Annotated in this window: 19 protein-coding genes and 1 pseudogene; 18 read left to right on the top strand and 2 right to left on the bottom strand. The window is 42.0% G+C overall.

Annotation, left to right across the window (positions count from 1 at the left end):
• The 16 genes from U736_RS0110675 to U736_RS0110605 form a co-directional block, all read left to right on the top strand.
• Positions 1–302, top strand: a 302-nt coding sequence (locus U736_RS0110675; RefSeq protein ID WP_026500799.1) for a phage capsid family protein, incomplete at its 5' end; no start/stop codon positions are given.
• Positions 303–321: 19 nt separating this feature from the next.
• Complete coding sequence (locus tag U736_RS0110670) at positions 322–771, top strand: hypothetical protein (protein ID WP_026500798.1); 450 nt, start codon at positions 322–324, stop codon at positions 769–771.
• 72 nt (positions 772–843) lie between these two features.
• On the top strand, positions 844–1542 hold the full coding sequence (locus U736_RS0110665) for a phage adaptor protein (protein ID WP_026500797.1): 699 nt from the start codon (positions 844–846) through the stop codon (positions 1540–1542).
• Positions 1542–2999, top strand: a complete 1458-nt coding sequence (locus tag U736_RS0110660; RefSeq protein WP_026500796.1) for a hypothetical protein — start codon at positions 1542–1544, stop codon at positions 2997–2999. The genes U736_RS0110665 and U736_RS0110660 overlap by 1 nt, the downstream gene beginning before the upstream one ends.
• Before the next feature lie 41 nt (positions 3000–3040).
• The gene (locus U736_RS0110655) at positions 3041–3424 is read left to right on the top strand and encodes a hypothetical protein (RefSeq protein WP_026500795.1); all 384 of its coding nucleotides are present in this window, start codon (positions 3041–3043) and stop codon (positions 3422–3424) included.
• Between the two features lies 1 nt (position 3425).
• Positions 3426–4481 (top strand): tail fiber domain-containing protein, encoded by a 1056-nt coding sequence (locus U736_RS0110650; RefSeq protein ID WP_026500794.1) that lies wholly within the window; start codon positions 3426–3428, stop codon positions 4479–4481.
• Entirely contained in the window at positions 4481–6340 is a 1860-nt protein-coding gene (locus U736_RS0110645) for a hypothetical protein (RefSeq protein WP_026500793.1), read from the top strand. The genes U736_RS0110650 and U736_RS0110645 overlap by 1 nt, the downstream gene beginning before the upstream one ends.
• The gene (locus U736_RS0110640) at positions 6333–8546 is read left to right on the top strand and encodes a hypothetical protein (protein ID WP_026500792.1); all 2214 of its coding nucleotides are present in this window, start codon (positions 6333–6335) and stop codon (positions 8544–8546) included. Before U736_RS0110645 ends, U736_RS0110640 begins: the two co-directional genes overlap by 8 nt.
• Positions 8546–9538, top strand: coding sequence for a transglycosylase SLT domain-containing protein (locus U736_RS0110635; RefSeq protein ID WP_026500791.1), 993 nt, complete (start codon positions 8546–8548; stop codon positions 9536–9538). The genes U736_RS0110640 and U736_RS0110635 overlap by 1 nt, the downstream gene beginning before the upstream one ends.
• Complete coding sequence (locus U736_RS0110630; protein ID WP_015856342.1) at positions 9531–10511, top strand: phage tail protein; 981 nt, start codon at positions 9531–9533, stop codon at positions 10509–10511. The genes U736_RS0110635 and U736_RS0110630 overlap by 8 nt, the downstream gene beginning before the upstream one ends.
• Positions 10512–10520: 9 nt before the next feature.
• A complete protein-coding gene (locus U736_RS0110625; RefSeq protein WP_026500790.1) occupies positions 10521–10784 on the top strand; it encodes a hypothetical protein in 264 nt (87 codons plus the stop codon).
• A 6-nt stretch (positions 10785–10790) separates the two neighbouring features.
• A complete protein-coding gene (locus tag U736_RS0110620; protein ID WP_026500789.1) occupies positions 10791–12494 on the top strand; it encodes a glycine-rich domain-containing protein in 1704 nt (567 codons plus the stop codon).
• Between the two features lie 13 nt (positions 12495–12507).
• Positions 12508–13173 (top strand): lysozyme, encoded by a 666-nt coding sequence (locus tag U736_RS0110615; protein WP_026500788.1) that lies wholly within the window; start codon positions 12508–12510, stop codon positions 13171–13173.
• A complete protein-coding gene (locus tag U736_RS0110610; protein ID WP_015856346.1) occupies positions 13170–13397 on the top strand; it encodes a hypothetical protein in 228 nt (75 codons plus the stop codon). The genes U736_RS0110615 and U736_RS0110610 overlap by 4 nt, the downstream gene beginning before the upstream one ends.
• Positions 13330–13536 (top strand): hypothetical protein, encoded by a 207-nt coding sequence (locus U736_RS12995; RefSeq protein ID WP_081429741.1) that lies wholly within the window; start codon positions 13330–13332, stop codon positions 13534–13536. The genes U736_RS0110610 and U736_RS12995 overlap by 68 nt, the downstream gene beginning before the upstream one ends.
• The gene (locus U736_RS0110605) at positions 13529–13747 is read left to right on the top strand and encodes a membrane protein (protein ID WP_026500787.1); all 219 of its coding nucleotides are present in this window, start codon (positions 13529–13531) and stop codon (positions 13745–13747) included. The genes U736_RS12995 and U736_RS0110605 overlap by 8 nt, the downstream gene beginning before the upstream one ends.
• A 60-nt stretch (positions 13748–13807) precedes the next feature.
• Here the strand turns inward: U736_RS0110605 and U736_RS0110600 are convergent, their stop codons facing one another.
• Positions 13808–14089 (bottom strand): type II toxin-antitoxin system YafQ family toxin, encoded by a 282-nt coding sequence (locus tag U736_RS0110600; RefSeq protein ID WP_015856348.1) that lies wholly within the window; start codon positions 14087–14089, stop codon positions 13808–13810.
• Positions 14090–14096: 7 nt separating this feature from the next.
• Positions 14097–14378 carry a type II toxin-antitoxin system RelB/DinJ family antitoxin gene (locus U736_RS0110595; RefSeq protein ID WP_015856349.1) on the bottom strand — a complete coding sequence of 94 codons (282 nt, stop codon included), beginning with the start codon at positions 14376–14378 and terminating at the stop codon, positions 14097–14099.
• Positions 14379–14568: 190 nt separating this feature from the next.
• On the opposite strand from U736_RS0110595, the gene U736_RS11480 reads away from it, so the two are divergent.
• Together U736_RS11480 and U736_RS12465 are read left to right on the top strand one after the other, a co-directional pair.
• Positions 14569–15000 (top strand): helix-turn-helix domain-containing protein, encoded by a 432-nt coding sequence (locus tag U736_RS11480; RefSeq protein WP_244596101.1) that lies wholly within the window; start codon positions 14569–14571, stop codon positions 14998–15000.
• 189 nt (positions 15001–15189) lie between these two features.
• Positions 15190–17099 (top strand): annotated as a pseudogene (locus U736_RS12465) (hypothetical protein); the annotation flags it as partial.

Below are 17099 nucleotides of genomic sequence, written 5' to 3'. Positions count from 1 at the left end.
CCAATGGTATCAATTCAAAGACACAAGAGCCTGTAACATCTGTTCGCCGTGCTGTGTTGCTTGGTGCGCAAAGTGTTATCATGGCTTATGGGCGCGTTGGCAATGGAGCAACAGGAGGTGATGGGAAAGGGGGAACACGCTATAAACTTGTTGAAGAACTGTTTGATTATCAACGTGAATTTGGGGTTGCAGCTAAAACCATTATCGGCATGAAAAAGTCACGCTATACCTTGCCGCACTCTGATCAAGGGGGACAAGACTTTGGCACGATTGTTATCCCTTCTTTTGCTGAAGCAAGCTAATTATTAAAGGATGACAATTATGGCAGAAAAATCGCTAATTACACAGGAACCTGATGAAACCGTTGAGACTGTTGAGACTATTGGCATGATAGATGAGGGATTGCCACCTGTTTTGCAGGGACGCAACAACTCTACGCAGCAGGTCAGTTATTTACGGGCGCGTGTTAAATGTACAGACCAAGGGTTGATAACGAAAATTGGTGTTCTACCCCGAGGGGCTTTTATCAAAAGTATTACAGCTTATACCATGGAGGATTTTGAAGATGTAAAAGCTACATTTGGAAAAGAGCCTCATGGTAATGATTATGGAGATGTAGGGCTTACGCAATCTACCGATGGCAATCTGTACATACCCATGGAGGAACGAGATGTTCCATTAGAAGCTGAAAATGCGATTTACATGACACGAGACAAGAAAAGCACCAAAGGTGATGCTGAGGTGATTGTTGAGTTTTACACCAATCGTTAAAGGCAAGGGGGCGTTTATTGCTTGCGTCCCCCTCCCATACAAGATGCCCCAAGACATTTGGAAGAGGGTGATATGACAATAATAGTACAGACAGGTGGTCCGATTGGAGACAAACAGACCATTGCTCCTTGGGATAAAAATTTTATCCAGATGTTAAACGATATTCAGGATGAAATAGATGATCAAACAGATGAGTATGTTGATCAAGTGCAAAGGGCGATATTTTCGGCTATTCGCTTTTGTGAACGATTGCCTTTTTATTTCAATGAAAGCCGTGAAATTGTTTTCACCACTCTAAAGGGCAAAAGCCGTTATGGCGCAGAGGAAAATCCAGTTATTCCGGCTGCTGTTCGCATTGTTGATGCTTACGTTTATGAAGATAATCACAGCAAATCAAAGCTTTTGCAGGTAGATCCGCTTGTTATTGAGAATCTTGAGGATGATTGTAACCATGGCATGCCTACACGCTATGCTTATTTTGAACAAAAGCTTGTCTTGTATCCAACCCCAGAGCGCGTTTATTCTATCAGGCTTATTCTCGATCCTATAAGAATAAGAGATATTGAGAGCGCACAAGAAGCGTCCATATGGTTTCGTGAAGCCTATGAACTGATCAAAACGCGTGCAAAATATGAAATTTATACCAATATTATTAAAGAACCACAGATGGCAGCGGCAGCTTTTGCCATGTTCCAAGAGCAACTCGATGCGCTTCAAATTGAAACATCACGGCGCAAGAATTTATTAAAAATTCAACACACGGACTTCTGATGACCTTTATCCCTATTGCTGAATATAGACCAGACACCGCATTTATTAATAGCGGTTATTCTCATGAGATAGTGAATGTTTTGCCTGCACCAAATTCGTATATTCCGTTTCCCATGGTTGCGCCGGTCTCAGATCCTTTTCCGGATGTGATTTTGGGGGTCTATGCTGTGCGCTCATTGGGTGGTGTGCGCATCATTGTGGGTGCCCCAACAAAGCTTTATGAATATGACAACAGCACGCGCGGCTGGAAAGACATTAGCAAGCCTCACACACAATATCACGCCAATGAGACCGCGCTTTGGTCTTTTGCCTCCTTTGGTGATCATATCATTGCTGTTAATAGCAATGACCCACCACAAATGCTTTCGTTAAAAACGGAGGAAAGGTTTTGTGATGTGGGCGGTAATCCCCCGCGTGCTGGACTTGTGCGTGTGTGGGGTGATTTTGTTTGCTTGATGCAACTAACAGATAAGCCAAACCGTGTGCAGTGGTCAGGTTTGAATGATGCAACACATTGGACAGTTGGGGAGAAAAGTTGCGATTATCAAGATTTTCCTGATGGAGAATATGTTCAAGGGTCTACGGAATCAACAAATCCACTTATTTTTATGCGTTCCGCCATTTATCACGCAACCTTTGTACCAGGCTCTAAAATTATCTTCAGTTTCGCAAAAATAAAAGACAAAATAGGGGCGAAAAGCAGTACAGCAATTGCAAGCCGTGGAGACTGTACTTTCTTTGCATCTGATGATGGTTTTTATCAAATCAACAGTGCTGGTGAAATGCTTCCTATTGGCTTTGGAAAAGTCGATAAAACTATCTTCACACTTTACAATAACTTTGCCATTGATGAGATGAGGGCATGTATTGATCCGGTCTATTCTCGTGTTTATTTTTCTATCAATGATAACACCGAAGGGATGCATATTTATGTTTATGATTGGCTCTTACAAATATGGAGTGTCATTAAGGGGCAAAACCTTCTCTTATTTCCCCTTTTTGCAGCCGGTTATACATTAGAAGGCTTAGACGAAGTACAAGAGAGCTTGAAAGATTTACCAGCTTCTCTTGATAGTAAAATGTGGCAAAATGGTGCGCCTGTTTTAGGAGCCTTTACGCCAGACAACAAATTTGGTTTTTTTGCAGGTCCTCCGATGGAAGCAGTTATTGCTTCACAAATTGTGGGGGATACGGGCAGGCAAATCAACCTGATGAGTGAGGCTTTTGTTCAAGCGGATACAACAAAAGGTTTTTTAAGTGTTGGGGCGGCTTTTATCATTGATAACAAGAACCAATTAAATTGGGCTAAAGAGCGTTATGCCGGCTATAATATTGGGATGTATAATATCCGCTCACGGGCGCGTTATCACGCCTTGCGTCTGAGAATACCAGAAGGCACGCCATGGACGCATATAACAGGCTTTGATGTAACGCTCAAACCCGCGGGCATAAGATGAATTTTAAGATCTATAATACAGAAAAATGGAGCGCTGAACAAATGGCGCCCTATTTTGAGAATGTCATAAAATCGATAGCTTACTTTAATCAAAAATTCCCTGATGATTATAATACAGAGACCATTTTAAACGATATTTTGAAGGGAGAAAAAGTTCTTTGGATTATCGTTGATGCGCATGAAAATTTTATGGCGCATGTCACAACACAGTTACAGGAACTCGTCACTGGAGCATTAAGGGCGGTTATTGTCACCCTTGGTGGAAAGGGAGGAGCGCCCTTAACAAAGCTTATCACTCAGATTGAAGCCTATTACAAGAAAAAAGGGGCAAAAGAGCTTGTCATCATAGGCAGGCGAGGGTGGGAAAAATCTCTTAAATCACATGGATATCTCGTTAACCTTTTAGAATATAGAAAGCAGCTTTAACATGGGAAAAAGTTCTAAACCAATCCAGAATACCCAAAACACGACGCAAACAAATGAACCCCCTGCATGGGCAAAAGGTATTTTTGAACACGCAGCTCAAGATGCCATGACTTTTTATAACCAAGGCAGCGGAAAAGCCGTTTATGACGGGCAGCGAGTTGCGGGTTTAAGTGATCAAACAAAGAATGCGATTAATGGGCTTAGCAATAATACGCATAACTATGATAACAACACTTTAAATGGATTAGCCACAGGGCAAAATTCAACAAGCCAAAACTTAAAGAACATGGCTTCAGGGCAACAAATAGGCAATAACCCTTACTTTGATGAAGCGCTTCAAAACACATTAAATAAGGCAACAAATTCTATTAACAGTTCGCTAGCGGGGGCGGGGCGTTATGGTTCTGGGGCGCATACTGGGGTTTTGGCTGATGAATTGGGGGGCATAGCAACACAAGCTTTATCACAGCAATATAACCAAGATGTCAACAACATGATGAATGCCAATGGTCTCATTGACCAAGCAAACCAAAATCAGTTGGCGGGTGCCAATAACTTTTTTCAAGGTCAAGGTCAGGCAAATCTCAATGCGTTGACGGGAGGGAGTGTGCTTGATGCCAATCATCAACGGCAATTGGATGAAGAGCGGCAAAAATGGGAGCAGCAGAACAATCTTGATTGGGACCAGTTAAGTAAGTTGCTCGCAGCTGGTGGGGCTGTTGCTGGAAATTATGGAACGCAAACAGGACAAAGGACGACATTGACTCCGCAGCAAAAACCTAATCCGTGGGAGATTGTTGGAAATGTTGGAACTATCCTTGGTACTTTTGCTGGGCTTAGCGACATCAGAGCGAAAGAAAATATCGTGCAAGTTGGGCAGCGAGATGGGCACAAACTCTATGAGTATAATTACAAGGGCTATCCAGAGCGCTATCGTGGGGTGATGGCGCAGGATGTTTTGAAGTCAAAACCTGAAGCTGTTTTCTTGCATAAGGCGACAGGTTTTTTGCATGTGGATTATAGCAAGCTTGGCTTTGAGATGGAAAGGGTGCAGTGATGGAACAAGAAAACACAAATTCTCTTTTAAAGTTGTTTGATCCAAAATTTTTGCGTCCCTTGATGTATCAGGTCATACCTCAATTGCCAAAGCATTTGTTCGAACAGCTTTCTACGCCTCCAAGCACGCCGTTGGAAGGGCGATACAAGCCAAGTTTTTTAGAACGTGCTGCTTTTAGCACAAACCCTTTTGATGTGAGCAATGGGGATAATACTCCACAAAAATTGAGTCCTACAGAGCTTATTCGTGGTTCTCAAGCAGGAGGAGGAGAAGTTGGGAAAAAAACGCCAGCAGAATTGATTATGTCTACGGATGATTTAAAGCGCCAAATGCCTCCATTACCGGATGTTTCAAAGGATACTGTTAAGATACAAGAGGCGCCAGAGCAACAAAAGCATGACTTCTCAGAGCAGGGAGGTGTTGCATCAATGATTCCTCAATCTCCACTTGTTGCGAACATTGATCAGTCTAGTGGGGATGAAGCTGGGCGACAGCAAAAAGATGTGATGGATTATATTGCTCAACTTAATGAGAAATCTATAGCGGAAAACTCTTTGAAAAACGATTCTGGAAATGATGAGGAAAAGCTTTTTGATGCACCTATAGGAGAAGAAAAACATTTGAATGCACACTTACCAGAAGAGGAGCATTTAAAAGCAAGTGCTAAGCCCGAACAGGCAATGGATTATGTAAACGCAGTTGGAAACTTTATTCATAAAGATGCAGACCCAAGTAGTTTATGGGAGCGTTTTAGAAAATCAGAATTTTCCGAGCATTTAATGGATTTTTTTGCGGGGCTTGCATCAGGAAAAACACCGCAAGAAAGTTTTTCAAATGCGGCGCTTGTTATGCGGCAGGGCAATAATGTACGTGCTCAAAATAGACCAATTTTTGAGTTTTTACGCTCTAAAGGATATAGTGATAAAGACACACAAGCCCTTGTGCAATATCCAGATCTTGCCATGAAAGTTATAGGCAGCACGTTAAACCCTCAAGAAGCCTATAGAACATTGACAGCGGAAGAAAAGGCAGAGCAGGGATTGCCTGAGGATATGACTTTCCAAGTCTCAACAAGCACAGGGAAAATTATACCTGTCCAAGGAGGACAGCGTTCCACTGCTTCTGGATTAGGGGGGAATACTGATGGCATGCTGTCAAAGCCTGAATCAGGTTATATGTATGTTAAGGACGAAAATGCACTTGGTGGCATACGTGCGGTGCCAATTGCAGGCAGTGGTGCAGAACATAAATTAATCCAAGAACAGAAGGAGGAGGAGCGTAAAAACCAACAAACACAAATGCAAATTCTGGATACAGAGGACAGATCAAATCGTATACTCTCGGCATCTAAAGAATTGCTAAAAACTGTTGAGGAGAACCCGCATGTTACTGGTTTCCTTGGTTATTGGGAGTCATTCATACCTGGTTTTAAGGCAAAAGATTTCGGGCATATGCTTGATTCATTAAAGGCGAATATTGGGATTGATGCCTTGAGAAAAGCAAAAGCATTTTCACCAAATGGCGCATCTGGCTTTGGAAACTTGTCTAATATGGAATTGCAAACCTTGCAAAACTCTGTAGCGGCACTGTATCAAAGCCTTTCCGCAGAGCAAATGAAGAAATCTTTAAAAACCGTTATTGATACTTTCAACAAATCCAATGCAGCAACGCGCGCAATTCTTTTTGGTGGTGCAGATGCAACAAGCGAGCTCGTTCGAGCCGCCTATGGGCAAGATGCTTATAAAAAAAATAATACGCAGTCAAATGATCCAATAGAAAAACAGATAGAAGCATTACCGGAAGGTGTATTGTTTATTGATAGTGATGGACGCATTAAGGAGAAACAAACCAATGGCTGAAGTAATTCCTCCTCTTATTAATCGTAAAAACACAAGAGTCATTGGGCATATAAGTGACTATACACCAGAACAGCTTCAAGAGCTTTTCGCGAAGAATAAGGAAAGGCTAAGTGGTTCTGTTACAGGAAATAATGGTGCAACAGAAGAAGATGGTCCACATCCAAGTGCAGCGGGTGCTTTTGGATGGGGTGCTCTTCACGGGTTAACCATGGGGTATGATGATGAAATAGCTGGAGTATTCGCTTCGGGACCTCTGGGACCTATTAATTATTGGATGGGAGATGAAGAAGCAGTTAAAAAATATAATGAAGTGACAAAGCGATGGCGTGACTATCAAAGAGCGGCGAACCGAGATCAGTTTTATCTATCTCTTGCGGGGAATTTAGCGGGTGCTGCGGCACCCGTAATTGCTTCTGCCCTCTTTCCACCCGCGGCAGGGGCGACTGCTGCTGCTCGTGCGGCAATTGGGGCTGATGTTGTGCTGGGAGGAAGAGCTGGTGTTGCAGGAGCACAAATAACGAGTAAAGCTTTAGCAGCAGGAGAAAGGGCGGTGCAATCTGCTTTAGCAGAGGGTGCGGAACGGGCAGCGGCAAAAGCTGCAGGTGAAGCAGCAATGAAAGCAGTAGCAAGTAAAGAGGCGGCAAAATTTAGCTTGGGGCGTGCAGCAAAAGCTGGAGCCATTTATGGTGGAATAGCAGGCAGTGGTGAGGGGGAAGGGCTTGCAGATACTCTAGTGTCTGCTGGGTTAGGTGCAGGGTTAGGCGTTGCAACACCATTTGTTGCCAGTGGCGTATCAAAAGTGACACCTTTTGTGACAAAATCACTTAAAGCAGCATTGAGAGGACCTATAAGCCCAGCTGAAATGGCAGCAAAAGCAGCGCTAATGCCAGAAAAAGAAGCATTTCAGATAAGCGATAGAGCGCTTAGGGATGTAAGCCAAACTTTAGGGGATGAAGGTGTTGATAAGCTTGAAAGGGCATTAAAACAGCGTGGTCCTGATTCAATGATTATTGATCTTCATGATGGGCTTGCTACAAGAGCTTTTAAGGCAGCAAAAAAAGACCATGATACATATTCGCTCATAAGTAATCGTTTGAATGAAAGACAAGATGCGAGTGCACTGCGGGTAAAGGATGCGTTGACAGATGTGATGGGTCCAAAAGTAGATACGCTTAATTTAAAGCAAGAGATTATCAAACAAGCACAGAAAAAGGCTGAACCATTTTATGAGAGGGCGAAAGCTTCTCCTATTTCTAATGCTGTCAGTAAAGATTTATCGCGGTTGCAAGAAACTCCTGCCTTCCAAAAAGCCTATAAAAAAGCAATTGCGCAAATGCAAAATGAAGCGGATGCAACAGTTATAGGGAGCAATGGATATCCAAAACTGAATATGCGAATTTTACATAAGATGAAAGAGGTTTTGGATGATCAAATTAAATCTGCACGTATCAAAGGAAAATGGGGATATGCTCGAGATTTGACTGATTTCAAACAACGCATTCTGGACGTTTTGGATACGTCCTCTCCAGATTATGCTAAAGCACGGAAAATTTATTATGACGAGCGTACTATCGGTGATGCCTTAGAGCAGGGAAAACAAGCGCTGAAGAAGAGCGTTAATCTCGATACAATCAACAGTCAACTTTCGGGTTTTGGGTTGATGGAAAAAGAGGCTTTTCAAAAAGGGATGCGGTCACAAATAGAGGATGCAGCAGGCAATGCACAGAATTTTGAACACAGTCTTTTGAGTTTGTTTGACACAAAAAATGGTCAAGAAAAATTGCAGCGGAGTTATGGTGAGGATAAAGCAAAACAGCTTATGAAAATGTTGCGACCAGAAGTGGAAAGAACAAAGCTTTTTGCACGATTGCCAAACCATATAGGTGAAGTAGAAGAAAAGGCTGTAGAAGACGTTGCGATTGGAGGAAAGATTGGTCTCATCAAGGCAGCCATGAAAACTTTAGCAAGAGAATGGGGACGCAAACTCTTAGGAGTGCATAGAGAGACTGAGAGAGATATTGCAGCGCTTATAACAGCGCGGGAAAAAGGAGATTTTGGGTTAGCAAGAGAAAAAGCCGTTGAATTAATTAAGAAGTTTCATGAAGCAGAAAAGAAACGCTTAATAACACGAGAAAATTATACGAAATTCATTAATTTTGTTGGCATTATTTTGAATAGCAGCGTTGATAGAACGGTTATAAACTAATGATCAATTTTCATCCCAATGTGAAGCGTGCTATCTCACAGGCAGCACAAAAATATGGTTTGCCAGAAAGCTTTCTTGAACGTGTTGCTATGATAGAAAGTAATGGTAATCCAAATGCAAGAAATAAGAACAGCAGTGCAGGGGGGCTGTATCAATTTTTAGATTCAACAGCAAAACACTATCAACTGAATGACAAGTTTGATCCCTTTCAAGCAACCGATGCTATGGCACGGTTAACGAAGGATAATACGCGTTATTTAGCTACAGCATTAGGCAGAGAACCATCAGAGGCAGAGCTTTACCTCGCACACCAACAAGGACCAGCAGGGGCAGTAAAACTTATCAAAAATCCACATATTCCAGCAAGCCAGCTTTTAGGTCGACAGGCAGTCACACTCAACGGTGGCAACATGGAAGCTACAGCAGGGGATTTTATGAATCATATTTATAGGCTTTACAACAAAACGGGAGATACTTCGAATGGTATGACACCACAAAACCAAAGCAATGGACAAGCAGCACCAAACGAGGTGGGTCCTTTGCGTGGGTTTGAGAGGCTTCAAAAGACACTTCAAGGTCATCAAGGGGGGCAGGATGATCAAGGGGGCAACCAATTAATGGCATATGACACGCCATTCCCAAACAGAATGATGGCACCTGAAAGCGGAGACAATTTAACAGGACAGGTTATGGAAACCACACCATTGCAAGGGCAAGGTATTGATGCAGGTGCTCTTAAAAAGGGCTTTTCCGGCTTGCTTCATTTAATGAGAGAGAATGGAGAAAGACAAAAACAGCAGGCACAGATGGTACAGCAACAAATGTTACAGCAACCCGTCATGGCGGGTTTCTCACAATCGACGGGGCGCCCGACAGATTTAACAGCTCTCATTGATCCCTCTAGGCGGCAATCTGTTGGTTCCTATGGGCGGCAAAAAGAAGAGCAATTGCGCGAAGAGCTATTAAGAAGAACGGGGGCTTATCATGTCTGATATTTATGACTGGTCACTCACAGCTGATCAAAATGCCAATTCCGATAGTATCATTAATTGGGCAGAAGGGCAGCCGCCTAGTTCTGTTAATGATAGTGCGCGGGTCATGATGCAGCGTATACGTGAATATCTTGCCGATAATGGTGGTTCTCTTGACTCAAAGTTTATTGTGAATGGAAAGGAACAAACAACATCAATCACGTTGACGACGGTTTCGCCAATAGCGAAATATAAAAACGATATCATTATCCGTTTTAAGGCGCGTGGTATGAATATTGGCACGACAACAATAAACATGAATAATATAGGAGCAAAGCCACTCTATAAAGCCACCAGCACGGGAATAGTACCATTGACAGGTGGTGAGTTACAAATGGGTGGTATTTATGAAATAGTCTATAATGATGGCATATCAACAAAAGGTCTTGATGGCTGGTATCTTTTAAACCCTACCCCCATTCCACCACCAAAGGTCGAAACCTTTCCTTGTGGGTTTATTGCGACCTTTGCTATGCAAGAAGTCCCAAACGGTTGGCTTTTATGTGATGGCGCTACTTATGAACGCAAGGATTATCCGCAATTATTCAAGGCGATAGGGGATAAATGGGGGAAAAACAGCGATACAACCTTTAAAGTTCCAGACTTTAGAGGAATGTTTTTGCGCGGCTTTGATAATGGGCGCGGTTTAGACAGAAGTAGAAAATTTGCTGATATACAGCAAGATTGCCTTAAATCGCACACACATGCTTGTAGCGTTGAATCGGCGGGGCAGCACGCACACAATTTTCAGTATGCTGGAGTTGGATGGAGCGCCAATGATATTGGCAGAAGGAACCCCAATTATCACTATCAAACCCTTACAGGGATAACAGAACCTGCTGGAATGCACACGCACAAGATAACACTTTCTTCAACGGGTGAGGCAGAAACGCGCCCTGTTAATGCTACGGTTGTTTATGCCATAAAATCATAAGGTTTTCAGATGATCAATAATCCGTCTGCTATTGATGATATTGCGGACGCGGAGCAAATCCGCGTCCTTTTTTATGCAAGCAATAGAATGGTTCACGCACCCTTAAATAAGGTGCTTGATCTTGTCAAAAACGATATACAGCATGATCTTTTAAGCGCTTTGGCACAATATCAAGAAGCAACAGATAAACGCATAGAGATCATGCAAAAACTTATTGATGAATTACAGTCTCTCATCCCCAAAAATCTTAAAAACAGACTTACTAAGGAATGAAACGCGATGCCATTACCCTATCATACGCACATATTTAAGCTTGAACCAGCAACAAAGAAAGAAGTCAAAGAAGGTGTTTTAAATAGTAAGGCTCTTGCACCTGTTTCAGTGGGGAGTGCAGCAGCTTATGAGGTAGAATATTTTGCAACCGCTGCTCAAGGAAAAAAGGCTGATGATGCTGTTGCAAAGAGAGATATTGGAGCCCTCGCTTACAAAGATAAGGTCACAATCAACGATATTGAAGTAAGTGGTGAAGCGCATGAGAATACGATTTTATCAGGCGCTGGCTGGGTAAAAATATCGCCTTTAGGGATTGGCGATATGAAGGCTGCTATATATGATCCCGACAATGTGGGTTCAAATGCATTTTCTATGGAAAATATGCACGAGGGTCCTACCAAAAAGATTTTAACCACAGAGGAAAGATCAAAGCTACGATGGTTGAGTGCTACCCAACCAACAATAGAAAAGTGGTATAAGGGAAGTGAAGGTGTTTATTATCCCATATCTCCGGTAGATCTCAAAAATACCATTAGTTATTTTGTAGGATTAAAGTCTTTTGGTATGTCAAAATCAGTCTATGATCCAGATAAAATAGAAAAAGATGCCTTTGATATGGAGAATATGAAAGAGGGGAACACGCATCTTATTTTAACCCCTCAAGAACGTGCACAGATTGCAAAAATTGATAAAATTGAAGATGTGGCACAACACGCACAGGAAAGCGCACAACAAGGGCTTTATGCAGCAAGTGAGGCAAAGAGTATTGGGAGTGCTGCATTAAATACAGCGAAAGATGCGCAAGATCACGCTGTAGATGCGAAAAATACCGCTGAGTCCGCACAAAAAACAGGAGACAGGGCACAAGCTGTAGCAAGTGTCGCACAAGAAACAGCGGATAGTGTACAGAAAAAAGTTGATCTCATTCAACCTCTTGCAAAACAAGACTGGATTGATGGCACAAAAACAGTGGATGCCCTTATCTCACCAGCCAAATTGATGGCTTCAATCAAAGCAAATAGTAGCAATAGCAGCGGTGGTGGCAACAATGGTGGCGGGGTAAGCAAACCTGTTGAAATTCTGATGACGGAAAGTGGAGATATTCCACTGCCTGCTGGTATTACTTCTGACACCGATATCGAAGTATGGGCTTGGGGCGGTGGAGGTGGTGGCGTTAAAGATGGCGGCGGCGGCGGCGGTCAATGCGTGCATGTTAAAATGAAAGGTTCTGATTTAGATAAATTAAAAACAGCTTACATTGGTCGTGGTGGTAAAGGCAATGACAGTAACATTTTATGCAATGGTGGTAAAACAATTATCAAAGGGCTTGTTACTGCAGAAGGAGGATATTCCGTCTCCATGATTTTTGTTAACTTTGGAGGGAAAGGTGGCGATGGAGGAGGAAACAGAGAGGGCATCAGTGGTGAGAGTTTTATTTTTTCTGGTGGGAATGGTGGAGGAAGTGGAGTCGACGGCAAGAGAGCTGGTACCGGTGGAAGTTCGTTTCTTGGCGGCGGCGGCGGTGGTGGTGGTCAATGCAAGGGTTCTATCATGGGGCAGGGTGGTGAGAGTTACAAAGGTGGTAACGGTGGTAGAGGTGGTAAAGAATGTGGTGGCGGCGGCGGCGGATATTTTGATGGGAAATCCGGAGGCGACAAAATTGGCGGCGACGGTGGTGACGGAGCAGTACTCATAAAGGTATATTTATAAGGTGAATTGAACAATGGCACGGAAAATAAGTAAAGACTGTTTATACTGTTTAAAAAAGTGGGAAGGTTTGCGCTTGCAGGCTTATCAAGATGCTTCTGGCGTGTGGACCATTGGTTATGGTCATACGAAAAAAGCCGGTCAACCAACAGTTGTTGAGGGTATGGTGATTACGGAAAAAAAAGCCGAAACCATGCTTTTAGCAGATTTGCAGCAATATGAGAGAGCGGTAGAAAAAGCAGTTTGTGTGAATTTAAGCGACGAGCAGTTCGGCGCTCTTGTTTCCTTTTGTTATAATGTAGGTATTGCAGCTTTCCAAAACTCTACATTGCTTAAAAGGCTTAATCGGGGGGATTATGAAGCAGTACCAACCGAATTACAAAAATGGACCAAAGCGGGAGGCAAACGTTTACAAGGTCTTGTACATCGGCGTGTAGCAGAGGCAGGGCTATGGGCGAAAGGGGCTTATGTTTCTTCTAATTATCAAACAGTAGAAACGAAACAACCAACAGGGTTTCTCAAAGCAGAAGCATTGGCACCGATTATTGGCTCTTTTTCTGGGCTTGGTGGGTTTTTAGCGGGCAATGGACCAATCCAATGGGCTTTAGCCGCCATTATGGTTTTAGCCGCATGTACTGGCATTTTCTTTGTTGCTAAACGCTTTCAGGAGCACCGCCTATGATCTTATGGATGAAAAGAAATCTGATGATAACAGGTGCGGCTTTAGCCGCTTTTTTTATTGCCTTAGCAAAAGCTTTTACTCTTGGGAAAAAAGCAGAGCAACAAAAGCAAACAGAAAAAGCTTTAAAAGCAGCCACAACACGGCTGGAGGTGGAAAGTGAAGTTAATCAAAAAAGTGATGCTGATGTGCGTGCTGCTCTCTCTCACTGGTTGCGCGACAAATAAATATGTTTCTTCTTGTGTTGGTTGGTTACCTATTTATTTAAGCCGACAAGATCTGAACACCATTAGCTCAAACTTAGCAAGAGAGATCTTAAAGCATAACAAGCAGGGTCAACGCTTGTGTGGGTGGAAACATGGTTAGAAAAAAATCCAAAAAACACACAGAGCTTACAGAAGCAGAAAAAGAAATGCTTCAGGAAATGATACTTACCTACCAAAGTGTGAAAATGATGTCTCGCTTGATGAAATGGATAGCGTTTTTTATTTTTTTGTTGATCCTTGATTTTGCACGCCTCATGGATGCGCTAGATAATGTCATTGCACATTTAAAGCAGTGGTTTTCAAAGAACTGAACAACTGTCATAAAAGAAAAAAATGCGTAAAATTCTTTTTACTATGAATTGAAGATCCAATTATAAACGCAGTTCAGAATGGGAACCAAGTCGTAAAAGCTCTAGTGTTTTGGCATCTGGCTTTCGATAGATCAAAACTAAATCGGGCTTTATGTGACAATCACGACAATTGCGCCACTGACCTGTTAGTGCATGATCTCTCCAATGCGCCTTTAGCGGTTCATTCTCTGCTAACGCTTGGACCACAAGCAGCAAATCCTCCTCTAGTGCATTAGCATATTTACCTTTGCTTTCACGTTTAAGGTCACGACGGAATGAACGCGTATAGACAATTTCCCGCATAGCAAACTTAGGTTTGCTTTTCAGATTTACGCGCTTCGGTTCTATCTGAGCGTATCATGGTCCTTAAGCCGTCTAATGATGTACGTTCGACGCGTCCCATTTCGGCATCCTCGATAGCTTGTAATGTTTCCGGATTTGGTTGGAATAGATCAAGTGGTAATGCTCTATCTCTAGCAATGCGGGTCATAAACATGCGTACTGCATCCGATATAGTTAAACCCGTAGACTTAATAACTGCACTTGCAATTTCTTGAACTTCATCAGGTATGCGGGCTTGAATTTTTCCCATTGCTAAATCTCCTACTTAATTGTACTACAATGTACTACATTTCAAACCTATGTCAAGAGATTTATCCGTCATGCCATACAACCTTGTGTATTAAGGAGGGTAGGAAGTCAATTTTTAAAAGGAGCTAACCAAAACCTAAGAATTTCTGCTAGAATCACGAGAGAGCTTCTTTTTTAATAGGATTTTTTAGATGCCAACACCATTTGGTAAAACCTTACGCAAACTTCGCATTGATCATTCAGAACGCCTTTTAGATATGGCTAAAAAATTAGATATATCTGTAGCATTTTTATCATCTGTAGAAATTGGCAAAAAGTCTGTTCCTGTAGGACTGGAGGAAAAGCTAATTGAACTCTATGCTTTAGATCAAGAGGTAGCAGAAATTTTGAGAAGAGAATCGGATGCTTGTCGCAAAAGTTTCACTATAAAGCCTTCTGATACTTTCAGATGTGAAGCTGTTGGTATGTTTTCTAGACTGATAAACATTATTTCAGAAGAAGATTTAGGACTATTAAAAAAATTATTAGAGAAAGCTGGAAAAAAGAATGCGCTTTGTAAAGGAAAGTGTGAAAATCCTATTCCCGAACCTAATTATACGGTCCCTAACCTTGAAAAAATATAAATAAAATCAATAGTTTATTGCAATTAAATTTAAGATTCGAATTCAGGTACAAAAAACAATGAGGCCGTTAACAAAGGTCAACTTGATGAAAGTTTAAAAAATCTTTCTGATAATCTTCAATCTGACGATTCTGCAGTTATTCATTACGATAAAACAGGTGACGAAAATGGTAGCATTAATTACACGAGTGTGACTTTAGGCGGTAAAGATAAGACAGCTGTAGGTCTCCATAATGTTGCTGATGGTAATATTTCCAAGGATTCACGTGATGCAATTACGGGTGGTCAGCTTAATACAATTTCTCAGGAAGTTGCCAAATTTTTAGGTGGTAATGCCACATTTGAGAAAGGTATTTTTAAAGGACCTATCTATAATTTATCCAGTATTACTACAGATGGTATGAGCACGCCGATTGCCTTTACTAATGTTGGAGCGGCATTTGCAGGTCTTGACACGAATATCAAGAATGTGAATGCGCGCATTAAGGAAGTGTCTCAAGGAGTTGCACAAGATTCTTTGAACTGGAGCAAAACTGATAATGCCTTTGTAGCGCAGCATGGAGAAGGAGAGGCGAAAGCTAACAGCAAGATTACATCTCTTGCAAATGGAGCTATCAGTGAAACTTCAATGGATGCTGTTAATGGCTCACAGCTTCATACATTAGGCACAGGGGTTGCTACGTCTTTAGGGGGCGGTGCTGTCTATAAGGATGGTAAATGGACCGCTCCTACTTTCAAGGTCAAACAAATTGGTTCTGATGGACATATTACTGATGAGACTTATCAGAATGTAGCGGATGCTTTTTCTAGTGTTGGTAATTCTTTCCAGAGTGTTCATGATGAGATTAACACTATGAGAAGTGATAGCCTTGTTAAGTGGGATGAAAAGACAAAGGTTATCAAGATTGGTGGCGAAAAAGATGGTACGACAATCACTATTGCAGATAAGGATAGTAAGGCTCGAATTCTTTCTGGCGTGAAGGATGCAGAAAAGAGCGACGAAGCGGTTAATAAAGCCCAGCTTGATGAGAATGTGACAAAACTTTCTAGCGAAATTAAAGACGTGCGTTCTGTAGCAGTTTTTTATGATGAGGAAGAAGATACAGAAGAGGTCAGTACACTTACCAGATCAGCACGTAAAGTTAATAAGAATAGTGTGACTTTTGGAGATCCCAAAACAGGCACTGTTGGATTGCATAATGTTGGCAATGGTAATATTGCTAAGGATTCACATGATGCCATAAATGGTTCACAGCTTTTTGAGACAAATGATAAGGTTGCTACCTATTTTGGTGGCGGTGCTGGTTATAATGAGAAAGGTGAATGGCAAAATCCGGATTTCCAAATTCAGACTTTCAACAATGATGGTACGAAAGGTGATAAAAAGAGCAGTAACAATGTTGCGGGTGCGTTTAATGACATTAATGACAGCATGAGCACTATCAACGCTCGCATTAAGGAAGTGTCTCAAGGAGTTGCACAAGATTCTTTGAACTGGAGCAAAACTGATAATGCCTTTGTAGCGCAGCATGGAGAAGGGGAGGCGAAAGCTAACAGCAAGATTACATCTCTTGCAAATGGTGACATTACTGCTAGTTCAAGTGATGCAGTAACTGGTGGACAGATTTATGATCTGCAAAAACAGTTTGCTGGCTATTTGGGTGGTGGTGCTGGTTATAATGAGGAAGGCAAATGGCAAGCTCCTACATTCAAGGTTACAACAGTCAAAGAAGATGGCAACTCTGAAGAGACGAAATATGATAGTGTAGCGGAAGCTTTTGCAGGCGTTGGCAGTTCTTTCGCGAACATTCATAACGAGATTAACAAGGAGATTAGCAAAGTCCTAGGAGATAGCCTTGTTAAGCAGGATGAAAAGACAAAGGTTATCAATATTGGTAAAGAAGTAGAAGGTGCGAGCATCAGTATTGCGGATAAGGAAAGTAAAGATAGAATACTTTCTGGCGTGAAGGATGCAGAGCATGCTAATGAAGCTGTGAACAAAGGTCAGCTTGATAAAAATGTGGACAAACTTACTAACGAAATTGAAGAAGTGCGCTCTGTAGCAGTTTTCTACGATGTAGAAGAAGATACAGAAGAGGT

This window comes from Bartonella grahamii ATCC 700132 (assembly GCF_000518085.1).
Classification (GTDB): Bacteria; Pseudomonadota; Alphaproteobacteria; order Rhizobiales; family Rhizobiaceae; genus Bartonella; species Bartonella grahamii.
The sequence above is the reverse complement of the archived record's forward strand: the minus strand, read 5'-3'. Positions and strand labels throughout refer to the sequence as shown.

Excerpts from the sequence above, each read along its gene's own strand:
- U736_RS0110640 (WP_026500792.1), top strand. The coding sequence starts at position 6,333 with ATGGCTGAAGTAATTCCTCCTCTTATTAATCGTAAAAACACAAGAGTC.
- U736_RS0110600 (WP_015856348.1), bottom strand. The coding sequence starts at position 14,089 with ATGCGGGAAATTGTCTATACGCGTTCATTCCGTCGTGACCTTAAACGT.
- U736_RS0110595 (WP_015856349.1), bottom strand. The coding sequence starts at position 14,378 with ATGGGAAAAATTCAAGCCCGCATACCTGATGAAGTTCAAGAAATTGCA.
- U736_RS11480 (WP_244596101.1), top strand. The coding sequence starts at position 14,569 with ATGCCAACACCATTTGGTAAAACCTTACGCAAACTTCGCATTGATCAT.
- U736_RS0110655 (WP_026500795.1), top strand. The coding sequence starts at position 3,041 with ATGGCGCCCTATTTTGAGAATGTCATAAAATCGATAGCTTACTTTAAT.
- U736_RS0110665 (WP_026500797.1), top strand. The coding sequence starts at position 844 with ATGACAATAATAGTACAGACAGGTGGTCCGATTGGAGACAAACAGACC.
- U736_RS0110630 (WP_015856342.1), top strand. The coding sequence starts at position 9,531 with ATGTCTGATATTTATGACTGGTCACTCACAGCTGATCAAAATGCCAAT.
- U736_RS0110620 (WP_026500789.1), top strand. The coding sequence starts at position 10,791 with ATGCCATTACCCTATCATACGCACATATTTAAGCTTGAACCAGCAACA.
- U736_RS0110670 (WP_026500798.1), top strand. The coding sequence starts at position 322 with ATGGCAGAAAAATCGCTAATTACACAGGAACCTGATGAAACCGTTGAG.
- U736_RS0110660 (WP_026500796.1), top strand. The coding sequence starts at position 1,542 with ATGACCTTTATCCCTATTGCTGAATATAGACCAGACACCGCATTTATT.
- U736_RS0110605 (WP_026500787.1), top strand. The coding sequence starts at position 13,529 with ATGGTTAGAAAAAAATCCAAAAAACACACAGAGCTTACAGAAGCAGAA.
- U736_RS0110625 (WP_026500790.1), top strand. The coding sequence starts at position 10,521 with ATGATCAATAATCCGTCTGCTATTGATGATATTGCGGACGCGGAGCAA.
- U736_RS0110610 (WP_015856346.1), top strand. The coding sequence starts at position 13,170 with ATGATCTTATGGATGAAAAGAAATCTGATGATAACAGGTGCGGCTTTA.
- U736_RS0110635 (WP_026500791.1), top strand. The coding sequence starts at position 8,546 with ATGATCAATTTTCATCCCAATGTGAAGCGTGCTATCTCACAGGCAGCA.
- U736_RS0110650 (WP_026500794.1), top strand. The coding sequence starts at position 3,426 with ATGGGAAAAAGTTCTAAACCAATCCAGAATACCCAAAACACGACGCAA.
- U736_RS0110615 (WP_026500788.1), top strand. The coding sequence starts at position 12,508 with ATGGCACGGAAAATAAGTAAAGACTGTTTATACTGTTTAAAAAAGTGG.
- U736_RS0110645 (WP_026500793.1), top strand. The coding sequence starts at position 4,481 with ATGGAACAAGAAAACACAAATTCTCTTTTAAAGTTGTTTGATCCAAAA.